We start from the raw sequence: 17913 nt of genomic DNA, 5'->3' as shown, positions 1-17913 counted from the left end.
CACCGGGAGCAGTCCGTCGCTACACCTGCCGACCACTCGCCCAGGTGTGTTTGATCTCCTTCCAGCGCGCGGCCCGCTCGGGGTCCAACCGCCCGCGCAGCTCGGCGAGTTTGAGCAGGTTGGCCTCCGCCCCCGCGGTCAGGGTCTGCGCCTCTCCGAGGTAGTGGTCGTCGATCAGCGCTTCGAGCTCCTGGTCGTTCATCACCGGCACGATGCGTTCGGCCAGCTTGTTGGTGTTGCGGTACGAGCCCTGGAGCCGGAACGGCGGTTCGGTGCGGTCGGCGTCGTCCATGGTCGCCGAGGCGATGTAGGCGGCGTTGACCCGCAGCGTCGTGCGCTGGACGTACAGCAGCTTCCGCAGCACGGCGAGGATCTGCTCCAGATCCGCGGGGGTGTACGGGTGTGCCAACCGGTCGGCCCGGGCGCTCTCGTCGCCGTCCGCGAGACGCACCAGCAGGTCGATGTCGGCGCGGTCGCGCGCGGCGAGCGGGGAGAGCACCGGGTTGGAGGTGAGGGCGTTCTCGATGTGGCTGAGCGCGAAGACGTTCTCCTTGCCGGAGAGGACGTCGCCGAGGTTCCAGACGTCGGCACGGTTGGCAAGCATGTCGGGGACCCGGAAGCGTGCGCCGGTGGAGGTGAAGGGGTTGCCGGCCATGCAGACCGCGAAGCGCTTGCCGCGCAGGTCGAAAGTGCGTGCCCGGCCGTCGGCGGTCGCGACACCGTCGACTCGGCGCTGGGCGTCGCAGAGCGGGATGAACTTCTGGAGGAGTTCGGGCGAGGTGTGCTGGATGTCGTCGAGGTAGAGGAAGACGTTGTTGCCCATCTCCAGGGCGAAATTGATCTTCTCCACCTCGCGCCGGGCGGCTGCGTCGGGTGCGGCGGCCGGATCCAGCGAGGTGGTGTGGTACCCGAGCGCCGGGCCGTCCACCTTGACCAGCACCAGCCCGAGCCGGGAGGCGACGTACTCCATCAGCGTCGTCTTGCCGTAGCCCGGTGGGGAGAGCAGGAGCAGCAGGCCCTGGCTGTCGGTGCGGCGCTCCGTGCCCGCCGTGCCGAGCTGCTTGGCCAGGTTGTCGCCGATCAGCGGGAGGTAGACCTCGTCGATGAGGCGGTTGCGCACGAAGGCGGACATCACCTGCGGGGTGAAGGCGTCCAGCCGCAGCCGCTCCCGCTCCGCGGTGAGCAGGGCGTTGCGGGCGCGGGTGTACGCACGGTGCGCCGGTACCCGGCGGGCGCGGAACCGATGCGTACGGGCGAGGAACTCGTCGAGCCGCAGCGGGAGTTCGCCGCCGCTGATCCGGCGGTGCGAACCGAGCAGACCGGTGACGGTGGTCTGCACCGGGGCGTCGATGTCGCGTCGGGCCAGCTCATCTCCGCACAGCTCCAGCGCGGCGGCTTCCGGAAGGTCGCCGGTCGGCGCGCTCCTGGCCTCGGCGAACGAGGAGAGCCAGGCCAGCGCGAGCTGGTGCCGCGCCGTCAGGTCCGTGCCGAGCGCCCGGAGGTCCGCGGCGAACTCCTCCGCCTGCACCGACTGCGGGCCGCCGAGGGCCGAGCGGAAGTCGGCCAGGAACGCGCGGGCTGTCGCCGAGGTGGCGAACTGCGGCCTGCCCGCAGCCAGTTCCTCGAAGAGGTAGCTGCCGAGGTTCTCCTCGTCGCGGACACCCCCGTCGCGGGTTCTCCCGTGGCGAGCGCCTCCGACGCGGGTGGTCCCGGAGTCTGCGCCACCGGGACCACCGTCACCGGAGCCGGTGACGCTCAGCCCTGCGGCGACGACGAACTCGCCGGCTGCCGCGCCGAGTTCGCCCGCCAGCTGCGTCACAGCCGGGCCGGGGCCGAAGGCTCTGCGGGCACGGGCGAGGGAGTGGGCGCGGGTCGTCCACGCCGTACGGTCCTCCTCGGAGGTGCCGTACGCCCAGAACAGCTGGGCGGCGCCGCGCACCTCGGGGGTGAAGCGCAGCAGGTCGGCGTCCTCGCCCAGGCCCAGCACCGCGGTCAGCACGGCCGCCGCGTCGTGGTCGTGGACGCCGCGGTCGTACCCCTCGTCGTACGCGGACTCGGCCTGCTCGCGGATGAGCGCAGCCACCGCGCCCTCGGTCCGCGCCGCCTCGCGCAGCCGGTCGGGCCCGACAGCGGCCAGTACGGACGCGGCCAGGTGCTCGGCCCGGTAGACCTGCGGCGACTCCGAGACCAGCGGCTGGTCCCAGAAGTCCCTGGTGCCCTCGAAGGCCGGATCGTCGACGGGCGCACGGTAGTCGGTGCCGGTGACGGCGAAGGCCAGCGCACCGTCCTGCGGCACCAGGGTGAGGTCGATGGGCTGGGTGTTGACGCCGAAGCGGTGCCGACCCAGTCGTACGGTGCCCTCGGCGTCGTAGAGGTCGGCACGGTCGCGCAGGCTGCGGGCCGCTTCCTGGCGCGAGGCCTTGAGTCGGCCGTCCAGCTCCTCGCCGCGCACCGTGTCGCCGAGCGAGCGCAGTTCCTCGGCGGTGTCCCGGACCTTGGCCACCAGCGGATCGGTGGCGAAGTAGGCGTTGACGTCGTCGAGGGTGGCAAGTGTGCCGGAGCGGCGGGAGACGGTGCCCAGGATGCGTTCGGCCGACTGCACCAACCGCTCGGCGTGCCGGGCGCGTTCGTCCAGCTGAGCCTGTTTGCGGGCGGAGAAGGTCTCGTAGATCTCCTCGCGCTGCTCGGTGAGCCGGGCGAGGAAGTCGTCGAAGGCGCCGAACCGCGATTCCAGGTTCTCCAGCTGGAGCAGCAGACGGCCCAGTTGCTCGTCGCACTCCTCGGGGGTGCCGGAGGCCGCGAGCGCGCCGGCGACGGCCTGCCCCAGCAGCGTGAACTCGGCGGAGAACTCCGCCCGGCCCTCGCTCTCCAACAGCTCCTTGCGGCGCCCGTCGAGCACCGCGCGGGCGCGGTTGACCAGGCCCGTCATCTCGCCGATGCGTTCCAACAGGTCGGTGCGCACGGTCGCGTCGGCGATGTCGAGGCCGCCGACCACGTCGGTGACGGTGCGCAGTCCCTCGGCGTGCTCGCCGATCTGCTCGCCCAGCGGGTCGGCGACGGCGACGGTGGCGGCCTCCGAAGCGCGTCGGGTCAGTTCCTCGACGGCCGCGCGGGTGTCGTCGAAGGCGTCGGCGCGGGAGAGGTGGGCGACCGCTCTGCGGCCGGTCGACTCCAGCGAAGCGGTCAACTCGGCGGTCAGCGCGTCGATCTGCTCGACATCGACGTACCGCAGCTCGCGCAGCGACTCCACGCCGCCCTGGGCGCGGCGCAGTTCGGTGAGCAGCACGACCCAGGCGGTGGCGCCGCCCGGCGCCTCGCCCCTGGCACGCCGTACGAGGGTGGTGACCTCGGCGGTCGCCCCGGTCACCGCCGCGCGGGACTGGGCGCGCAGCTCCTCGACCCGCTCGAACTCGTCGATGACCTGCTCGGCGGTCCGGCGCAGGGTCTCCAACGGCTCGTCGAGTCCGTGCAGCCCCTCGTCGGCGAGCCAGTAGTACGCATCGGCGACCCGGCCGCAGGCGGCGACGATCGCTTCGAACACCGCGACGCTGGGCGCCATCTCGTCGGCCATCCTGGCCACCGAGAGCGAGTCGGAGATGCCGCGCACCAGCTCGGCGTTGCCGACCCTGGTGAGCGGGCCGGTGCCCTCGGGCTGCGCCGCGGAGTAGGAGTCGGAGAGGTAGGGCGTCTGCCACAGCTGCATCGGGTGGACCCGGGTCGGCTCGTCGCTGAGGGCCCGGAAGACGGCCATGGTGCCGTCCTCGAAGAGCGAGCAGCCGTGCGAGGGGATCGGTGCCGCGACCTCCTTGCGGATGAGGTTGTAGGGCAGCAGCAGTGTGCGGCCCTCGGCACGGGCGTGGAAGACGTACAGCACGTCCTCGCCGTTGGGCGAGCGGACCACCGACTCGAACTCCAGGTCCGCGGTGTCGGTGTCGAAGGTGCGGGCGGCCGAGCCCGCGGGCGCGGTGGTGAGGTAGTAGCCGCCGGGGAAGATGATGCCCTGGTCCTCGGGCAACAGCTGGCAGGAGAGTCCGATGCCGTCCAGGCGCACGACCTCCTTGGAGCGCCGGTTGAAGACCAGGTAGCGGTGGACGGTCTCCTTGTACGGCAGCACCCGCAGCAGGATCAGTGGGCCGACGCGGACGTGGGCGACCTCGGCGTCGGCGAGCGACTGCAGCGGCTCGTCGACCTCCTCGGAGTAGATGCCCTCGCCGGACTCGGTGTTGTCCTCGACCTTGACGGTGAGCGTGCCGTTCACCGTCTCGACGAACAGCTCGCCCTCGATGGAGATGTGCGGGTGGCGGCCGAGGACGTGGTCCTCACGGCCGGTGGTGGTCCACTCGAAGTCGTGGGAGGGCGGGAAGGTGTGGTCGCGCTCGCCCTTGGCGTCGACGTACTCCGGGGTGCCGTCGGGCGCGATCCTCCAGCGCAGCACACGGATGTCGGAGAGGCGTTCGCCGGTCTGGAAGACGGCGAGCAACAGCTGGCCGGTGCGGCGGAGTTGGAGGAGTTCGGCCTCGCGGTAGTAGCGGTAGAGGTCGAGGAAGTCGCGCCGGAACCGCTCGTCGTCCAGCAGCCCCGGCAGGGTGCTCTCGCCGACCTCCTCGAAGCGGCCGTCCTGGTAGCGGTGGAGCGCGAAGACATCCCGTACGGCGGTGGTCTGCTTGAGACCGAAGTGGACGTTGTAGCCGAACAGCATCAACCCGCCGACCTGCACGATGTCGCGGGGCACGCAGTTGTGCTCGGTGCGGATGCGGTCGTTGCCGATGAGTTCGAGCTCGCTGCCGCCGAAGTCCGCCATCCGCTCGGCGTTCAGTGACTGAGCCCGCCTCGCGAGCTCGGCCGCGGCACCCGACATCCTGCCGCGCAGCACCTCGTAGGTACCGGCGTCCAGGTTGCCCCCGGACCTGCGCCCCTGCCCGTCCGCGGTGGCGGATGTGTCCGCGCCGGACTGCGTCTGCGTGCTCACGTCTTCCCAACTCCTCGTCTCTGCTTACACGTTGCGCACATGGGCGCGAGGACGCCGACATCCGACGCCGACGTCCGACGTCGACGTCCGGGGGCGTCCCGTACCGGCCGGGGTCGGGTGGGGCGTACGGGACCCGCTCGCGCCGGGGCCCGCCGTCGCTCTCGCGCGGCGGACCCCCGTCCACCGTGTGTCCCTGCTCCTGCGACCGGTTCCGGAGGGTCAGCCGCGGTTCTGGGCCGGCACTCCGTTCGCTGCCGCGGCGGTCAGCGCGGCCACCGGCAGCTCGGCCGCGGGGGTGCCGCGCACCGCGTCCAGCAGCGAGGTCAGCTGGGCGGTGTTCGGGCCCTCGGCGGCGATGAGCCGGCCGAGCAGCCCGGAGAGGGTCAGATCGCGCATCCCCGAGGCGCCGAGACCCGCGACCATCGTGCTGACGTCGCTGGTGAAGGTGGAGTCCTTGCCCAGCCACGGCCCGGCCATGTTCTGCACCGAGTCGGAGTTGGCGACGAAGGCGTCCACGCCCTTGCCGGCCGAGATCGAGTTGATCAGACGGTCGAAGAAGACCGAGTCGCCACCGACGATGTCGATGTTGGCCTTCTCCAGCCCCGCGCCGACCAGCGTCGCCTGCGCCTCGGCGATCTGCCGGTGCACGTCGATCCCTGCGAGACGTACGTCCTTCTCCGCCTCCAGGCGCAGTCGGTACTCCTCGTGCTCCCGGCTGGCGCTGTCCAGTGCGGCCATCGCCCCGGCCTTCTCGGTCAGGCCCTCGGCCTCGGCCTTCAGCTTCTCGCGCATGGCCTCGGCCTCGGCCAGTCCCATCTCCTTGGCGGCGGTCGCCTCCACCGCGCGGGTCCTGCCGATGGCGTCCGCCATCCGCTCCTGGACCTCGGCCTCGGCGAGACCGGCTGCGGCCTCCGACGCCCTCCTGCCCTCGGCCGCCCGAATCGCGGACTGGGCGTCCAGATCGGCGGTCTTGCGCCGCGCCTCGGCGAGCGTCAGCTCCTCGGCGGCGCGGTGCTCGGCGGCCTGCTCGGCGGCCTCGGCGGCCTTGATGTCCTTGACCAGTCGCTCCTGGGCCTGCGCCTCGGCGGCGATGATCAGCGCCTGCCGCTCGCGCTCGGCCTCCTCGACGGTGCGCAGCTTCTTGATCTCCTCCTCCTGCTGCGCGACGGTCTTCTCGACCGCGATGCGCTCGCGCACCACGTCGGCGATGTCCCGCTTCTCCGCCTCGACCTCCTTGTCGGCTGCGATACGGCGCAGTTCGGTCTCTCGCTCCCTGGCAATGACCTCCAGCAGCCGGTCCTTCTCGATCCGCTCCCGCTCGATCGCCTCCACCCGCTCGCGGTTGAGCTTGGCGACGGCGACCTCGCGCTCGCGGTTCTCGTTCTGGATGCCGAGCTGCTCCTCGGTCTTGATGTGCGCGGCGTGCGAGCGCAGCCGCTCCTCGGCCTGGACCCGTGCGGTCTCGGCCTCCTCGCGGGCCCGTACGGTGTCGACCTCGCGCTTCTGCTTGATCTCCGCGTCCGCCTGGCGGCGCTCCAGCTCCAGGACGGCCTCCCGGGCGTCGACGTTCTGCCGGGTGATCTCCTTCTCCTCGTTGCGCTGGAACTCGTTGGTCTGGATGTGCTCGATCGCGGTCAGTTCGGTGATCTTCCGAATGCCCTGCGCGTCGAGGATGTTGTCCCGGTCCAGGCTGCGCAGCGGCGTCTGCTCCAGGTAGTCGATCGCCGCGTCCTCGAGGCTGTAGCCATTCAGATCGGTGCCGATGACGGCGATGATCTGGTTCCGGAACTCCTCGCGGTGGGTGTAGAGCTCGGTGAAGTCCAGCTGCTTGCCGACGGTCTTCAGCGCCTCGGAGAACTTCGCGTTGAAGAGCTCCTGGAGGGTGTCGCGGTCGCTGGCGCGCTCGGTGCCGATCGCCTGGGCGACCTTCACGACGTCCTCGCGGGTCTTGTTGACCCGGACGAAGAAGCTGATGCGGATGTCGGCGCGGATGTTGTCCTTGCAGATGAGGCCGTCGTGGCCGGTCCGCTCGATCTCGATGGTCTTCACCGAGATGTCCATGACCTCGGCCTTGTGCAGCACCGGCAGCACCACCATGCCGGTGAAGGTGACCTCGACCTTGCGCATCTTGGAGACGATCAGGGCCTTGCCCTGCGGAACCTTGCGGAAGAGTCTGCTGACGATCAGCAGCAGCGCGAGCGCGATGAGCAGGCCGACGGCGATCAGTACGCCGAGACCTGTCGAGATGGCATCCATGGAGAGTTCCCTTGAATCTGGGGCGTGCGGTTGCGGTACGGGCGGTCGTCTGCACGACGGGTCGCCGGTGCGCAACCGCCGTACGGGGACGCTGTGTTGCTGTGGTCCGGGTTGTCGTGTCCGGGTTGCAGTTGCGTGCCGTTGCGTGCCGTTGCTTGCTGTTGCTTGTTGGTTCCGGTTGGAGTTGCCGGGTGCGCTGCCGTCCGGTTGCCGGTGCCGGCCGCCGGGCCGAGCGCTCCGGTAGCCGCCGTCCGGACGCTGCGGGTGCTGCGGGTGCTGCGGCTCACCGGTGGGGCGGGGCCGAGGAGGCACGCCCCACTCGGGGCGTACGGGTAGGCGTCCCGGTCGGCCACGGACGCACCTGGCCGGTGCCGGGTGCGTTCCGGTGCGGGTTGCGCCCGGCCCCGCGGTTTCGCGGCCGAGGTCCGGCCCGACGCCGCGCGGTCAGCGGCGTGTTCGTCGCCGACCGCTCGGCGGACGCTCGCGGCGACCGCGCGGACAGGCCCTGCCGGACGCGCCGGCTAAGACGCGTGCCGGATCGGCGGTCGAGCGTCGCGACGGACTCGCCGCCGCGGTGTGCGGGTGGATCACCACAATCATCATTTCCCCCCGAGATGTGGCCCGGACTGCTCGGCGACCGGGATCAGCCCGGTGGCCGGTTCGGATCGAGTGCCGCGTCGAAAGGTGCGACACGGAAGAACTCGCCCTCGTCGTCGTAGTCGAAGATCAGCGCCGTGCTGCCGGCGACGAGCCCGTCGGCGGCAGCGACACCGACGCCGACCCCGTCCTCGTATCTGACCTGGATGATCGCCGTCGAGCCGTCGTCGCCGGCCACCTCCGCCTGGCCGAACCGGCTGTCCACCCAGGAGGTCCGTACGACGCAGACCCGGCCGACGAACTCGCTGCGCGAGACGCCGACTTCACCGCGCGAGAGATGCCGCAGCGGACGGATCATCGCCCAGGTCAACGACCAGGAGGCGAAGAGCGCGACGGGCAGCACCAGCACCCGCAGCACGGGGTTGTCGAAGAGCGCGGATCCGGCAAGAGACACGAACCAGGCAATCGCGATCAGCAGTGACAGTACGACCGCGACCGGTACGCCCTCCAGCCTGAGCGCGGCGAACGCACCCGCGAAGCCGGTGCCCGAGCCGTCGGAGGAGACGCCCTCACCCCCGTCGAGGGCGTCCACCTCCGCGGCGCCCACCAGCACGAAGAGCCAGTAGACGACCACCACGACCAGAGCGAAGGAGAAGAGCACGGCGGGAAACGCCAACGCCGCGGCGAAGAACTCACTCAACTTCCCTCTCCTTTCGGTCGGTTGCGGTGTGCCGCCATCGTGACACCGGGCGCGAGCTCCGCACATTGCCAGAACCAGGAAACGTTTAGGCAGTCCTTATGTCCCTACAGACGCGAACTCGGCCACTACAGTTCCCGTTTGGGCCAGCCGAGCAGTCGCGCACCCATGACCGCTGTCTCCAGCGTGTAGCGCTGGATCGCGTCGCTCGCGTCGTATCCCGTCAGCAAGCGGATGCGCGCCAGCCGGTAGGAGAGCGTGCGCACACTGATGCCCAGCCGCCTGGCCGCTTCGGCATTCACATAGCCGGCCGCCGAACACTCGGCGAGTGTACGCACCAGCGGATCGGCACCTCCCCTGGCCCCGTTCAGCGGCTCCAGCACGGTGCGCACGAGGTCGGCCATCGCGTGCCGGTCGCGCAACAGCACCGGGAAGACCATGAGCTCGTTCGCAGAGACCCGGACCGGCGCCAGTTCGAGGCGGTCCGCGATGTCCAGCGCGGTGCGTGCCTCCTCGTAGGAGCGCACCACTCCGCCCGCGCCGCGGTGCTCCCGTCCGATCGCCACCCGCCCGGCACCGGCGTACCCGGGGCCGGGGTCCTCGGCGAGCTGGGCGAAGGCGTCCAGCACAGGCTTCTCACGGCTGGCGGCGACGCACACCAGTCGCCCCTCCTTGGTCGCCAGCAGTACGTCCCGGAGCTCGCCGAAGCGGCCGAGCAACTCACGTTCGATACGGCGCACGGTGGGGTGGGCGTCGTCCAGCTTCTCCGCGCCGCTCACCACCGCCACCACATGGGCGTACGCCAGCCGCAGCCCGTACCGCTGGGCCTGCGCGGCGAGCCGGCCGAGGTCGCTGCGCCCGTACAGCAGATCGTCGACGAACTCCCGGCGCTCGGCCTCCTCCTGGCGCACCGCCATGCGCTGCGCGCGCTCGTGGCCCTCGCCGAGTGCGGTGATGGCGGCCTCCACCGCGGCGAACAGCGCCCCGCCGGTACGGCCGCGCTCGCCCGCGCCCGCGGCCTTGGCGATCCCCGGCAGGGTGCCCCAGAGCTTGCGGGTCTCGGAGAGGTAGAGGCTGTTGAGCTGGCGCAGCCCGTAGCCCGACTCGGCCGCCCGCTCACCGGTCTCCCGCAGCGCCTCCAGCTCGGCTCTGCGCGGCAGCCGGCCGGTCGTGGACACCTCTGCGAGCAACCGCGGATAGTCGCCCAGATACGTACTGGGCACGACGACACGTTTCACGATCCTCATTCCCCCCGGAGCGGTACCCCGACAGCGTAGGTGGTCCCGCTCGGTACCGCCCTCCTCCTGCCGGTGGGGCTGCTCTCCCCCGCCCGGGGTCCTGTACGGCGCGGGCAGCGGTAGAGGAGGCACGGGCGTGGCGGAAGTGGTAAGGGGGACACACGACAGAGTGCGAGGTACATGGGTACGGTGGCCGGGTGCTCGGCGAGACCGGGTTGGTGCGCCGGGAAGTCTGGTCGGCAGCGTGCACGCAGCGCGCTTGACTGTCGTCGACCTGCCCACTTCCAGGAGGCCCCGCCACCATGGCCGGCAACACCCCCTCGGACGCTCCGTCCACCCCCTCCCGCCCGGAACGCAAGTCCCTGGCGAACGCATTGCGCACCGAGACCGTCGGCGGAATGGTGCTGCTCGCCGCCGCCGTGGTGGCGCTCGTTCTGAGCAACACCGCGCTCAGCGGGCTCTACGAGGACGTCCGCAACTTCCACTTCGGCATTCCTGCCCTCGGCTTGGATCTCTCGGTCGGCCACTGGGCATCGGACGGTCTGCTGACGATCTTCTTCTTCGTCGCCGGCATCGAGCTCAAACGGGAACTGGTCGACGGCGAGCTGCGCGATCCGCGCGCCGCCGCCCTGCCCATCGTCGCGGCGGTGGGAGGAATGGCGGTACCGGCTCTCTTCTACCTCGCGGTGAACGCGAGCGGCGGCGGCGACCTCAACGGCTGGGCCATCCCGATGGCGACCGACATCGCCTTCGCGCTGGGTGTGCTCGCCGTCATCGGCACCCACCTGCCCTCCGGGCTGCGGACGTTCCTGCTGACGCTGGCGATCGTGGACGATCTCGGGGCGATCGTCGTGATCGCCTTGTTCTACACCTCGACGCTGAACACATGGGCTCTGGCGGGCGCCTTCGCCGGTCTCCTGCTCTTCTACGTGCTGCACCAGAAGCTCGAAGTTCGGGGCTGGTACCTCTACGTTCCCCTCGGCGTGGCCATCTGGGCCCTGATGTACAACAGCGGCGTCCATGCCACCATCGCCGGAGTCGCGATGGGCATGCTGCTGCGCGCCAAGGCCCGCGGAAACGAGGAGAGCCCGCCGGCGGACCGGATCGAGCACGTGGTGCGGCCGTTCTCGGCCGGGCTGGCGGTGCCGCTGTTCGCGCTCTTCGCGGCGGGTGTGTCGGTCTCCGGTTCGGCGCTGGCGGAGGCGGCGCGGGAGCCGGAGGCGCTCGGCACCGCCCTCGGTCTGTTCGTCGGCAAGGTGGTCGGGATCTTCGGCGGTACCTACCTTGCCGCCCGCTTCACCAGCGCCAGGCTGAGTCCGGACCTGGCCTGGGCGGATGTGCTGGGCATGTCGATGCTGGCCGGCATCGGCTTCACCGTCTCGCTGCTGGTCACCGAGCTCGCCTTCACCGGGAATCCGGAGACCACCGAGCATGTGAAGGCCGCCGTGCTGATCGCCTCGTTCGCGGCAGCTCTGGTGGCGTGCGCGCTGCTGCGGGTTCGCGACGCCAAGTACGCCAAGCTCGCGGCGTCCGATTCGCCGCAGTGATCTAACGCCGGCGGCGCGGACGCGGGCGCGGCAACTCGCGGCCGGCCGGGCGGCGTTCGCCGAGCCGGAGCGTCACGAACCGCGGGCGGTAGAGCTCCACGTCCTCGTGCACGGCCGAGACCTGGTCGGGGACGTTGACGTCGTAGCCGAGCACCAGCCCGTCGTCCGCGCCCCCGCCGTCCGTACCGTCCCCGCCGCCCCCGGTGTCGAGGTCGCCGTGTGCCTGCGGGTTGTACGCCAGCGCCCGGCGGCCCTCGGCGCCCTTCGGCAGCGGCGGGGTGAGCGCGTCGCTCGGCCCGTGCCAGGGGCCCTGCGGCGAACAGGCCCAGTACGAGGCGACATGGGTCAGTCCGCGGCCGTCCGGGCCGCCGGCGTCCGCGGTGAACAGCAGCCAGGTGCCGCCCCGACGAGCGACGGAGAATGTGTTGGTGGCACCGCGCCCGCTGTCGGAACCTCCGACCAGCAGGGCATCGGAGCGGGCGGCGTCACGCTGCCACGCCCGGCCGTCCCAGTACCGCCACCGGTCGCGGTCGGCCAGCGAGCCGCGCGGCACCCTGGCGACGTGCGCCTCGGAGGCCTGACCGAGCGCGGTGCGCTCGTCCGCGCCGAAGACATACGTCCACCGGCCCTCGGTGAGCACGGTGGTGCCGTACAGCACGCGTTCGGCCGGGTTCTGGGAGACCGGCACGTCGATCGACTCGATGGACTCCAGCTTCAGGTCCGGCAGGCTGATCGTGGCGACCTCGCTGGCACGCGGCATCCCGAAGGCCCACGGTGCCTGCGCGCTCTCGCGCTGCCAGAGCACGACCCGCAGCACCTCCTCGCCGGAGCCCGGCTCCCTCGGCTCCACGGTCCCGCCGCCCGGCCAGCGCCAGACCTCGCGCCCGTCGGGTGTCGCGAGGCCGGGGAAGAAGCCGGACGGGCCGTCGGCGAGCACGGTGCGTTCGAGGGTGCCGTCGGGCGACATGACGAGGGCGGAGTTGCGCACCCAGCGCGGGTCCTGGCGAGTGCGGCCGTTCTGCACCGCGTCGAGGAAGGTGTCGGCGGCCAGCCAGAGCGTACGGCCGTCGGGCAGCGCGACGCTGCGGTTGCCGTCGCCGCCGGTCCAGTCGTCGAGGCTGTTGTTGTTGTCGCCGTAGCGGGCGAACTCGCCGGTGAGGCGGGACTCCGGCTCCCAGCCGGTGACCTTCAGCGGACGGCAGGCGTCCCGGTCGTCCTCGGCCTGCTCGCCCGGCAGGACCACGACCAGCACCGCCACCACGACGAGCACCAGGAACGCGGTCAGCAGGGCCGCCGACCGGACGCGCCGGCCCTCGGGCACCGCGGACGCGCCGGGGCCCGGTACGGGGTGGTTGCGGTCGGGATGAGCCATAGGCGGCCAGCTTAGGGGGCGAGTTCGCAAGTCCTCCGGGGTTGGCCTCGGAGGACGATCGGAGTGTGTCTGCGGTCGGGCGCCGAAACGGCGGCGGTCGGTGATGCCTGTCGAGGACCTCCGGCGGCTGTATGCCGTTCGGCGGCTCCCCTCGTCAAGGGCCCCTCGACGAGGGTGTCTTCGGGGTCTTCGGGGTCTTCGAGGTCTCGACGCCGGGTGAGAACGGCCTCCTCGTCCTCCCGTCGAAGCGGTCCTCGCCCAGCGCCCCGGGGCCCGTTAGAACCCAAGGGGCCCGGGGCCCGGGGCCCGGGGCCGAGGCTTGACCTCAACTGCACTTCAGGTTTCATGCTGGGCACACGACGACGCCAGGAGGTTCGTGTGACAACGCTTCAGCTGCCGGATCTGGCCCGCCCCGACGCCGGGACCACCCTGATCAGCGAGTGGATCGTGGACACGCCGGACCGGCAGCGCCGGGCGGGCCGTGCGCTGCTCGAGGAGTGGGGCGAGCTGTCGGCCAGGTTTCGCCCCGAGGCTTTCCTGCGGCTCAGCTGCTTCGCAAGCGCGGACGGGCGGGTGCTGCTCAGTGTCGCGCAGTGGGCCGACGACGACGCCCTTCTCGCCTTCGTCCGCGAACACCGGGCCGAGATGGTCGGCAGCATCGACCGCGAGGTCCCGGGGATCCGGCGTCCCGGGCTGATCCGCTGTCGGCTGGCGCACACCGTCGTGCCCGACGGCGTCGGCGCGGACACGACCGACGTGATCGTGGCACGCGCCGAGAGCGGGCCGGCGTCCGATGCCGTGCGATGGGCCGAGGCCACCGCCGACCGGTTGCGGGCGTCTCCGCCCGCCGGCGCGGGCACCGCTCACGTTTTCGTGAGCGGCGACAGTACGCGTGGACTGCTCTACGCACCCGTGACACAGGCGAACGACGTTGCCGGTGCAAGGCTCTACCGACTGCTCGGTGCCGTCACAGGGCCGAGCCCCGGCACGGACGACACAGGGCCGTCGGGCGGGAGTTCGGCGTTCTGACGATTCGAGCGGGGTGGGGTGCGAGCCGGGCGGGGTGTCGCTCGGCCCCACCGGCCCGGTTCGCACCCGGCCGGGCCGGGCGAGTGCGGACGACCGAGTGCGGGTCCTCGCCCAGCGGCTCGAAACGGCGTCACGGCGTCACGGCGTCACGGCTTCACGGCTTCACGGCTTCACGGCGTCGCCCCGGCGTCACTCCGGCGCCGGGGAGCTGCGGCCCCGGGTGGCGGTCGCGACCTCCACGAACGAGTCGGTGACCAGCTCCGCCACCCGCAGCGCGATGCTGTCCGGCAGCTCGGTGTTGTCCCGCCACTCCCCCAGCGACTCCTGGACCTCCGTCCAGTCCGGGGTACGGCCCTCGCGCACGGCCTGGGCCGCCGGTTCCGCCGCCGCGAGCAGCACACGGGCGAACTGCTCGGCGCCGGGGTCGTGCGCCATCGCGCTCTCCCCGGAGTGCTCGCTCAGTGCGAACGAGCCTGCGTGGTGCGCGAGTTGGGACTCCAGCAGACTCGCGGCCCGGCCCGCGGTGATCAGCGAGTCGTGGGCGTCGGCGGCTGCGCGGCGGGAGAGGCCGCGGGCACGCACCGGTTCGGCGGCGGCGCGGTCGGTGGTCTGCTCCCACTCCATCCGCGCGGCGCGCACGTCCAACAGCGCTTGTCTGGCGCGCTGTTCGGTCTTCGGGTTCGGGTTCGGGTCGGCGTAGTCGGTGAGCACGGTGGCGGCGTAGGTCGCGACGGCGGCGAGCCAGTCGCCGAGCCGCACCCGCAGCCGGGGCGTCTCCCAGCTCGGGAAGAGGGCGTACGACACCAGCGCCAGCAGCCCGCCCACCAGGGTGAGTTCGATGCGCTCGGGCACCGTCTGGGCCCAGTCCTGGCCGGCGATGCCGAGCAGGAAGACGACGTACGCGCCGGCGCAGGCGGAGACCACGGTGAAGCCGGTGCGGATCAGCAGATAGAGCAGGAAGACGGAGAGCAGCGACCAGCCGGCCGCCAGATACACGCCGGGATGGCTGAGCGCGAGCACCAGACCGGCGGTCGCGACACCGACGACCGTACCGACCAGACGCGCCGCGCCCCTGCCCACGGTGTCGGTGAAGTCGGGCCGCAGCACGGTGACGATGGTGAGGGCGATCCAGTACCCGTGCTCGGAGGGCAGCGCCTGGCCGAGCAGCCCGCCTGCCACGATGACCGCGGCGAGCCGGAGCGCGTGCCGGAACACCGGTGAGTCCAGGCGCAGTTCGCGCCGCACCGCGCGGGCTGCGACCCGTACGACACCGGGGCCGAGCCGGTCGCGTACCCAGTGTTCGCCGCCCCGGTCCGTCACCTCCAGCGGGCCGCCGGCGGCGTCGACCGCCTCCTCGGTGAGGGCGATCAACCGCAGCGCGGCCTTCCGGGCGGGACCGGGCGGCAGCACCGGCCCGTCGGCGGGGACGCGCAGCACCTCCAGTGCGGAGGCCGGTACGGTCGGCGTCTCCCCCCGGCGCACGGCGCGGGCGACCGCGTCCAGTACGGTGCCGGCGGCGCGCAGCAGATCGCGCACCCGCTCGCGCTCCGGGCCGTAGTCGGGTACGCCGCCGAGCGGGTCGGCGAGCGCCGCGAGCACGGCGCGGAAGCGCTCGGCGAGGGTTCGGTAGCCGGAGAGCTGCGCCGGCCTGCGCCGCGCCTGGCCGGGCGTCAGCCGGGCGGCGGTGCGCGCCCACATGAGCGGTTCCGGGTCGAAGGGCAGCGTGGGCTCCTCGCGGAGCTGGCGCGCGAAGTCGGCGACCCCGGCGAGCGCGTCGGCCAGCGCGTCGCGCTGCGCGCCCCACCGCCGCACCGGGAAGATCACGATCAGCCCGGCCTGGACGACGCCGCCCAGCGCGATGAGCGAGGCGTGCTGGGCGGCCTCCCACACGGTCGCCGGGAGGGTCACCACCACCAGCATCATCGCGACCGTGAAGGCGCCGACGACGCCGGGGACCGCGCCGAAGGTCCACGCCATCCCGGCGCCGAACGCCCAGAGCGCCAGCAGACACAGGAACGCCGGCAGGTTGCCAGCCAGCACGTAGCCCAGAAAGGCGCTCACCGACAGCCCCAGCGCGGCGGCCAGCGCCAGCGCGGGCCTGGGGTGGAAGCTGCGCTGGAAGGTGGCGATGCCGGAGGCGAAGGCGCCGAAGGCGGAGGACACCGCGAGCCCTGGGGTACCCCACCACAGCGTCAGCGCCAGGATGACGGCGACTCCGGCGGCGCCGCGCAGTGCCAACAGCGGGTTGAGGGAGGCCCGTTCGACGCGCAGCCCGGCGCGTCCCGCGTCCCGTATCGCACGCGGCCATCCGAAGACGGTGGAGGCCCGGCGGCGGGGCCCGCGGGATGTGGAGCCGGGCGCAGCCGAGCGCCCCCGCTGCGCGCCCTCGCCCCCGGACTCGGACCGCTCCCGACCGGCCGATCGCTCCTGTCCGGCAGACCGCTTCCGACCGGCCGATAGCGCGGCCGAGTTCGTCGGCGCCGGGGAGTCGGGGCGCGTCGGGTGGTCGGACGGCTCCGGGGAGTCGGACGGCTCCGGGGGCTCCGGCGGTGTGGAGGACCTCATGAGTGCCGAGCGTATGAGAGGAGCGCGGGGTGCCCGGTGTGCGCCCCCGCATCCGGCGCCGAATGATCGTTCACGGCCGGTCGTGTCGCGGGAAGCCGAGGTCGACGCCCGCGTCCGAGGGGTCCGGCCAGCGGGTGGTGACGACCTTGCCGCGGGTGTAGAAGGCGATGCCGTCGTTGCCGTAGATGTGCAGATCGCCGAAGAGCGAATCCTTCCAACCGCCGAAGGAGTGCGCCCCGACCGGGACCGGGATCGGTACGTTCACGCCCACCATGCCTGCCTCCACCTCCAGTTGGAAGCGGCGGGCCGCGCCGCCGTCGCGGGTGAAGACGGCCGCGCCGTTGCCCCAGCGCGAGCCGTTGACCAGAGCGACGGCCTCCTCGTACGTCCCGACGCGCACCACGGCGAGCACCGGCCCGAAGATCTCGTCCCGGTAGGCGTCGGCGTCCGTGGACACACGGTCGAGCAGACTGACGCCCAGGTAGTAGCCGTCCGGATGGTCGGGCACCCGGTAGCCGGTGCCGTCCACCACCACCTCGGCGCCCTGCTCCGGGGCGTTGTGCACATAGGCGGCCACCCGGTCGCGGTGCTCGCGGCTGATCAACGGGCCCATCTCGGACGCCGGATCGTCGCCGGGGCCGATCCTCAGCCGTTCCGCCCGCTCCGCGATGCGCCGCACCAGCTCGTCGCCGATCGCGCCCACGGCCACCACCACCGAGATCGCCATGCAGCGCTCGCCCGCGGAGCCGTACGCGGCGTTCACGGCCTGGTCGGCGGCGTGGTCGAGGTCGGCGTCGGGGAGGACGACCATGTGGTTCTTGGCGCCGCCGAGCGCCTGCACGCGCTTGCCCGCGCCGACCGCGCGCAGTTGCACGGCCCGGGCGACCTCGGTGGAGCCGACAAAGGAGACGGCGGCGATGTCGGGGTGGTCCAGCAGCGCCTCGACGGCCTCCCGGTCGCCGTTGACGACGTTCAGCACCCCGGGCGGAAAGCCCGCCTCGGCGGCGAGTTCGGCGAGGTACCGGGCCGCTGTCGGGTCCTTCTCGCTGGGTTTGAGGAGGAAGGTGTTCCCGCACACCACGGCCAGCGGGAACATCCAGAGCGGCACCATCGCCGGGAAGTTGAACGGGGTGATGCCCGCGACGACGCCGAGCGGCTGCCGCAGCGAGGAGACGTCGATCCGGGCGGAGACCTCGGTGGACAGCTCGCCCTTGAGCTTCTCCGGCGCGGAGCAGGCGAGTTCGACGATCTCCAGCCCCCGGGCCACCTCTCCGAGCGCGTCCGAGTGCACCTTTCCGTGCTCGGCGGTGATCCGGCGGGCCACCTCCTCGCGGCGGGCGGCGAGCAGCTCGCGGTAGCGGTAGAGCAGCCCGGTGCGGCGCGAGAGCGAGGTCGCGCGCCAGCCCGGCCCGGCCGCCACCGCGGCGGCGACGGCGGTGTCCACCTCGGTGGCCGAGGCCAGCGCCACCGAACCGGTGCGGGTGCCGTCGGCGGGATTGTGCAACGGCGCCTCCCGGCCCGAACCGCCCGGCAGCGAACGGTTGTTGATCCAGTGGCCGAGAACGGGATGCTGCTCGGTGGTCACGGGACCACCTTCCTCTCTACGGGCCCGGCGGACGGGCTGCGGGTCGAGCTGCGGGTCG

9 protein-coding genes are annotated in these 17913 nt (G+C 72.2%); 2 read left to right on the top strand and 7 right to left on the bottom strand.

Annotation, left to right across the window (positions count from 1 at the left end; all coding sequences use genetic code 11):
- Positions 1–19 precede the first annotated feature (19 nt).
- The 4 genes from JGS22_RS14810 to JGS22_RS14795 all read right to left on the bottom strand — a co-directional run bounded on the left by JGS22_RS14810 (position 20) and on the right by JGS22_RS14795 (position 9766).
- Positions 20–4858: a DNA repair ATPase gene (locus tag JGS22_RS14810; protein ID WP_211041441.1), complete on the bottom strand. Its 4839-nt coding sequence runs from the start codon at positions 4856–4858 to the stop codon at positions 20–22.
- Between the two features lie 330 nt (positions 4859–5188).
- A complete protein-coding gene (locus tag JGS22_RS14805) occupies positions 5189–7225 on the bottom strand; it encodes a flotillin family protein (protein WP_211041439.1) in 2037 nt (678 codons plus the stop codon).
- Between the two features lie 643 nt (positions 7226–7868).
- Positions 7869–8522, bottom strand: a complete 654-nt coding sequence (locus tag JGS22_RS14800; protein ID WP_211041438.1) for a DUF1449 domain-containing protein — start codon at positions 8520–8522, stop codon at positions 7869–7871.
- A 125-nt stretch (positions 8523–8647) separates the two neighbouring features.
- The gene (locus JGS22_RS14795; protein ID WP_211041437.1) at positions 8648–9766 is read right to left on the bottom strand and encodes a PucR family transcriptional regulator; all 1119 of its coding nucleotides are present in this window, start codon (positions 9764–9766) and stop codon (positions 8648–8650) included.
- A gap of 293 nt (positions 9767–10059) precedes the next feature.
- Between JGS22_RS14795 and nhaA the strand changes: the two genes are divergently transcribed.
- Positions 10060–11304, top strand: a complete 1245-nt coding sequence (gene nhaA, locus JGS22_RS14790) for a Na+/H+ antiporter NhaA (protein WP_211041436.1) — start codon at positions 10060–10062, stop codon at positions 11302–11304.
- A 1-nt stretch (position 11305) separates the two neighbouring features.
- Here nhaA and JGS22_RS14785 read toward each other — a convergent pair whose 3' ends face one another.
- Entirely contained in the window at positions 11306–12676 is a 1371-nt protein-coding gene (locus JGS22_RS14785) for a DUF5005 domain-containing protein (protein ID WP_236073152.1), read from the bottom strand.
- A gap of 378 nt (positions 12677–13054) precedes the next feature.
- Here JGS22_RS14785 and JGS22_RS14780 point away from each other — a divergent pair, with 378 nt between their 5' ends.
- Positions 13055–13705 carry an antibiotic biosynthesis monooxygenase gene (locus JGS22_RS14780; protein ID WP_211041435.1) on the top strand — a complete coding sequence of 217 codons (651 nt, stop codon included), beginning with the start codon at positions 13055–13057 and terminating at the stop codon, positions 13703–13705.
- A gap of 189 nt (positions 13706–13894) precedes the next feature.
- Here JGS22_RS14780 and JGS22_RS14775 read toward each other — a convergent pair whose 3' ends face one another.
- Both JGS22_RS14775 and JGS22_RS14770 read right to left on the bottom strand, forming a co-directional pair.
- Positions 13895–16270: an FUSC family protein gene (locus tag JGS22_RS14775; protein WP_211041434.1), complete on the bottom strand. Its 2376-nt coding sequence runs from the start codon at positions 16268–16270 to the stop codon at positions 13895–13897.
- A gap of 70 nt (positions 16271–16340) precedes the next feature.
- A complete protein-coding gene (locus JGS22_RS14770) occupies positions 16341–17855 on the bottom strand; it encodes a CoA-acylating methylmalonate-semialdehyde dehydrogenase (protein WP_216814994.1) in 1515 nt (504 codons plus the stop codon).
- Between the last annotated feature and the right edge of the window lie 58 nt (positions 17856–17913).

The organism is Streptomyces tardus (genome assembly GCF_018101125.2).
Classification (GTDB): domain Bacteria; phylum Actinomycetota; class Actinomycetes; order Streptomycetales; family Streptomycetaceae; genus Streptomyces; species Streptomyces tardus.
Note: the sequence above shows the minus strand (reverse complement) of the source record. Positions and strands in the feature narration are given on the sequence as shown.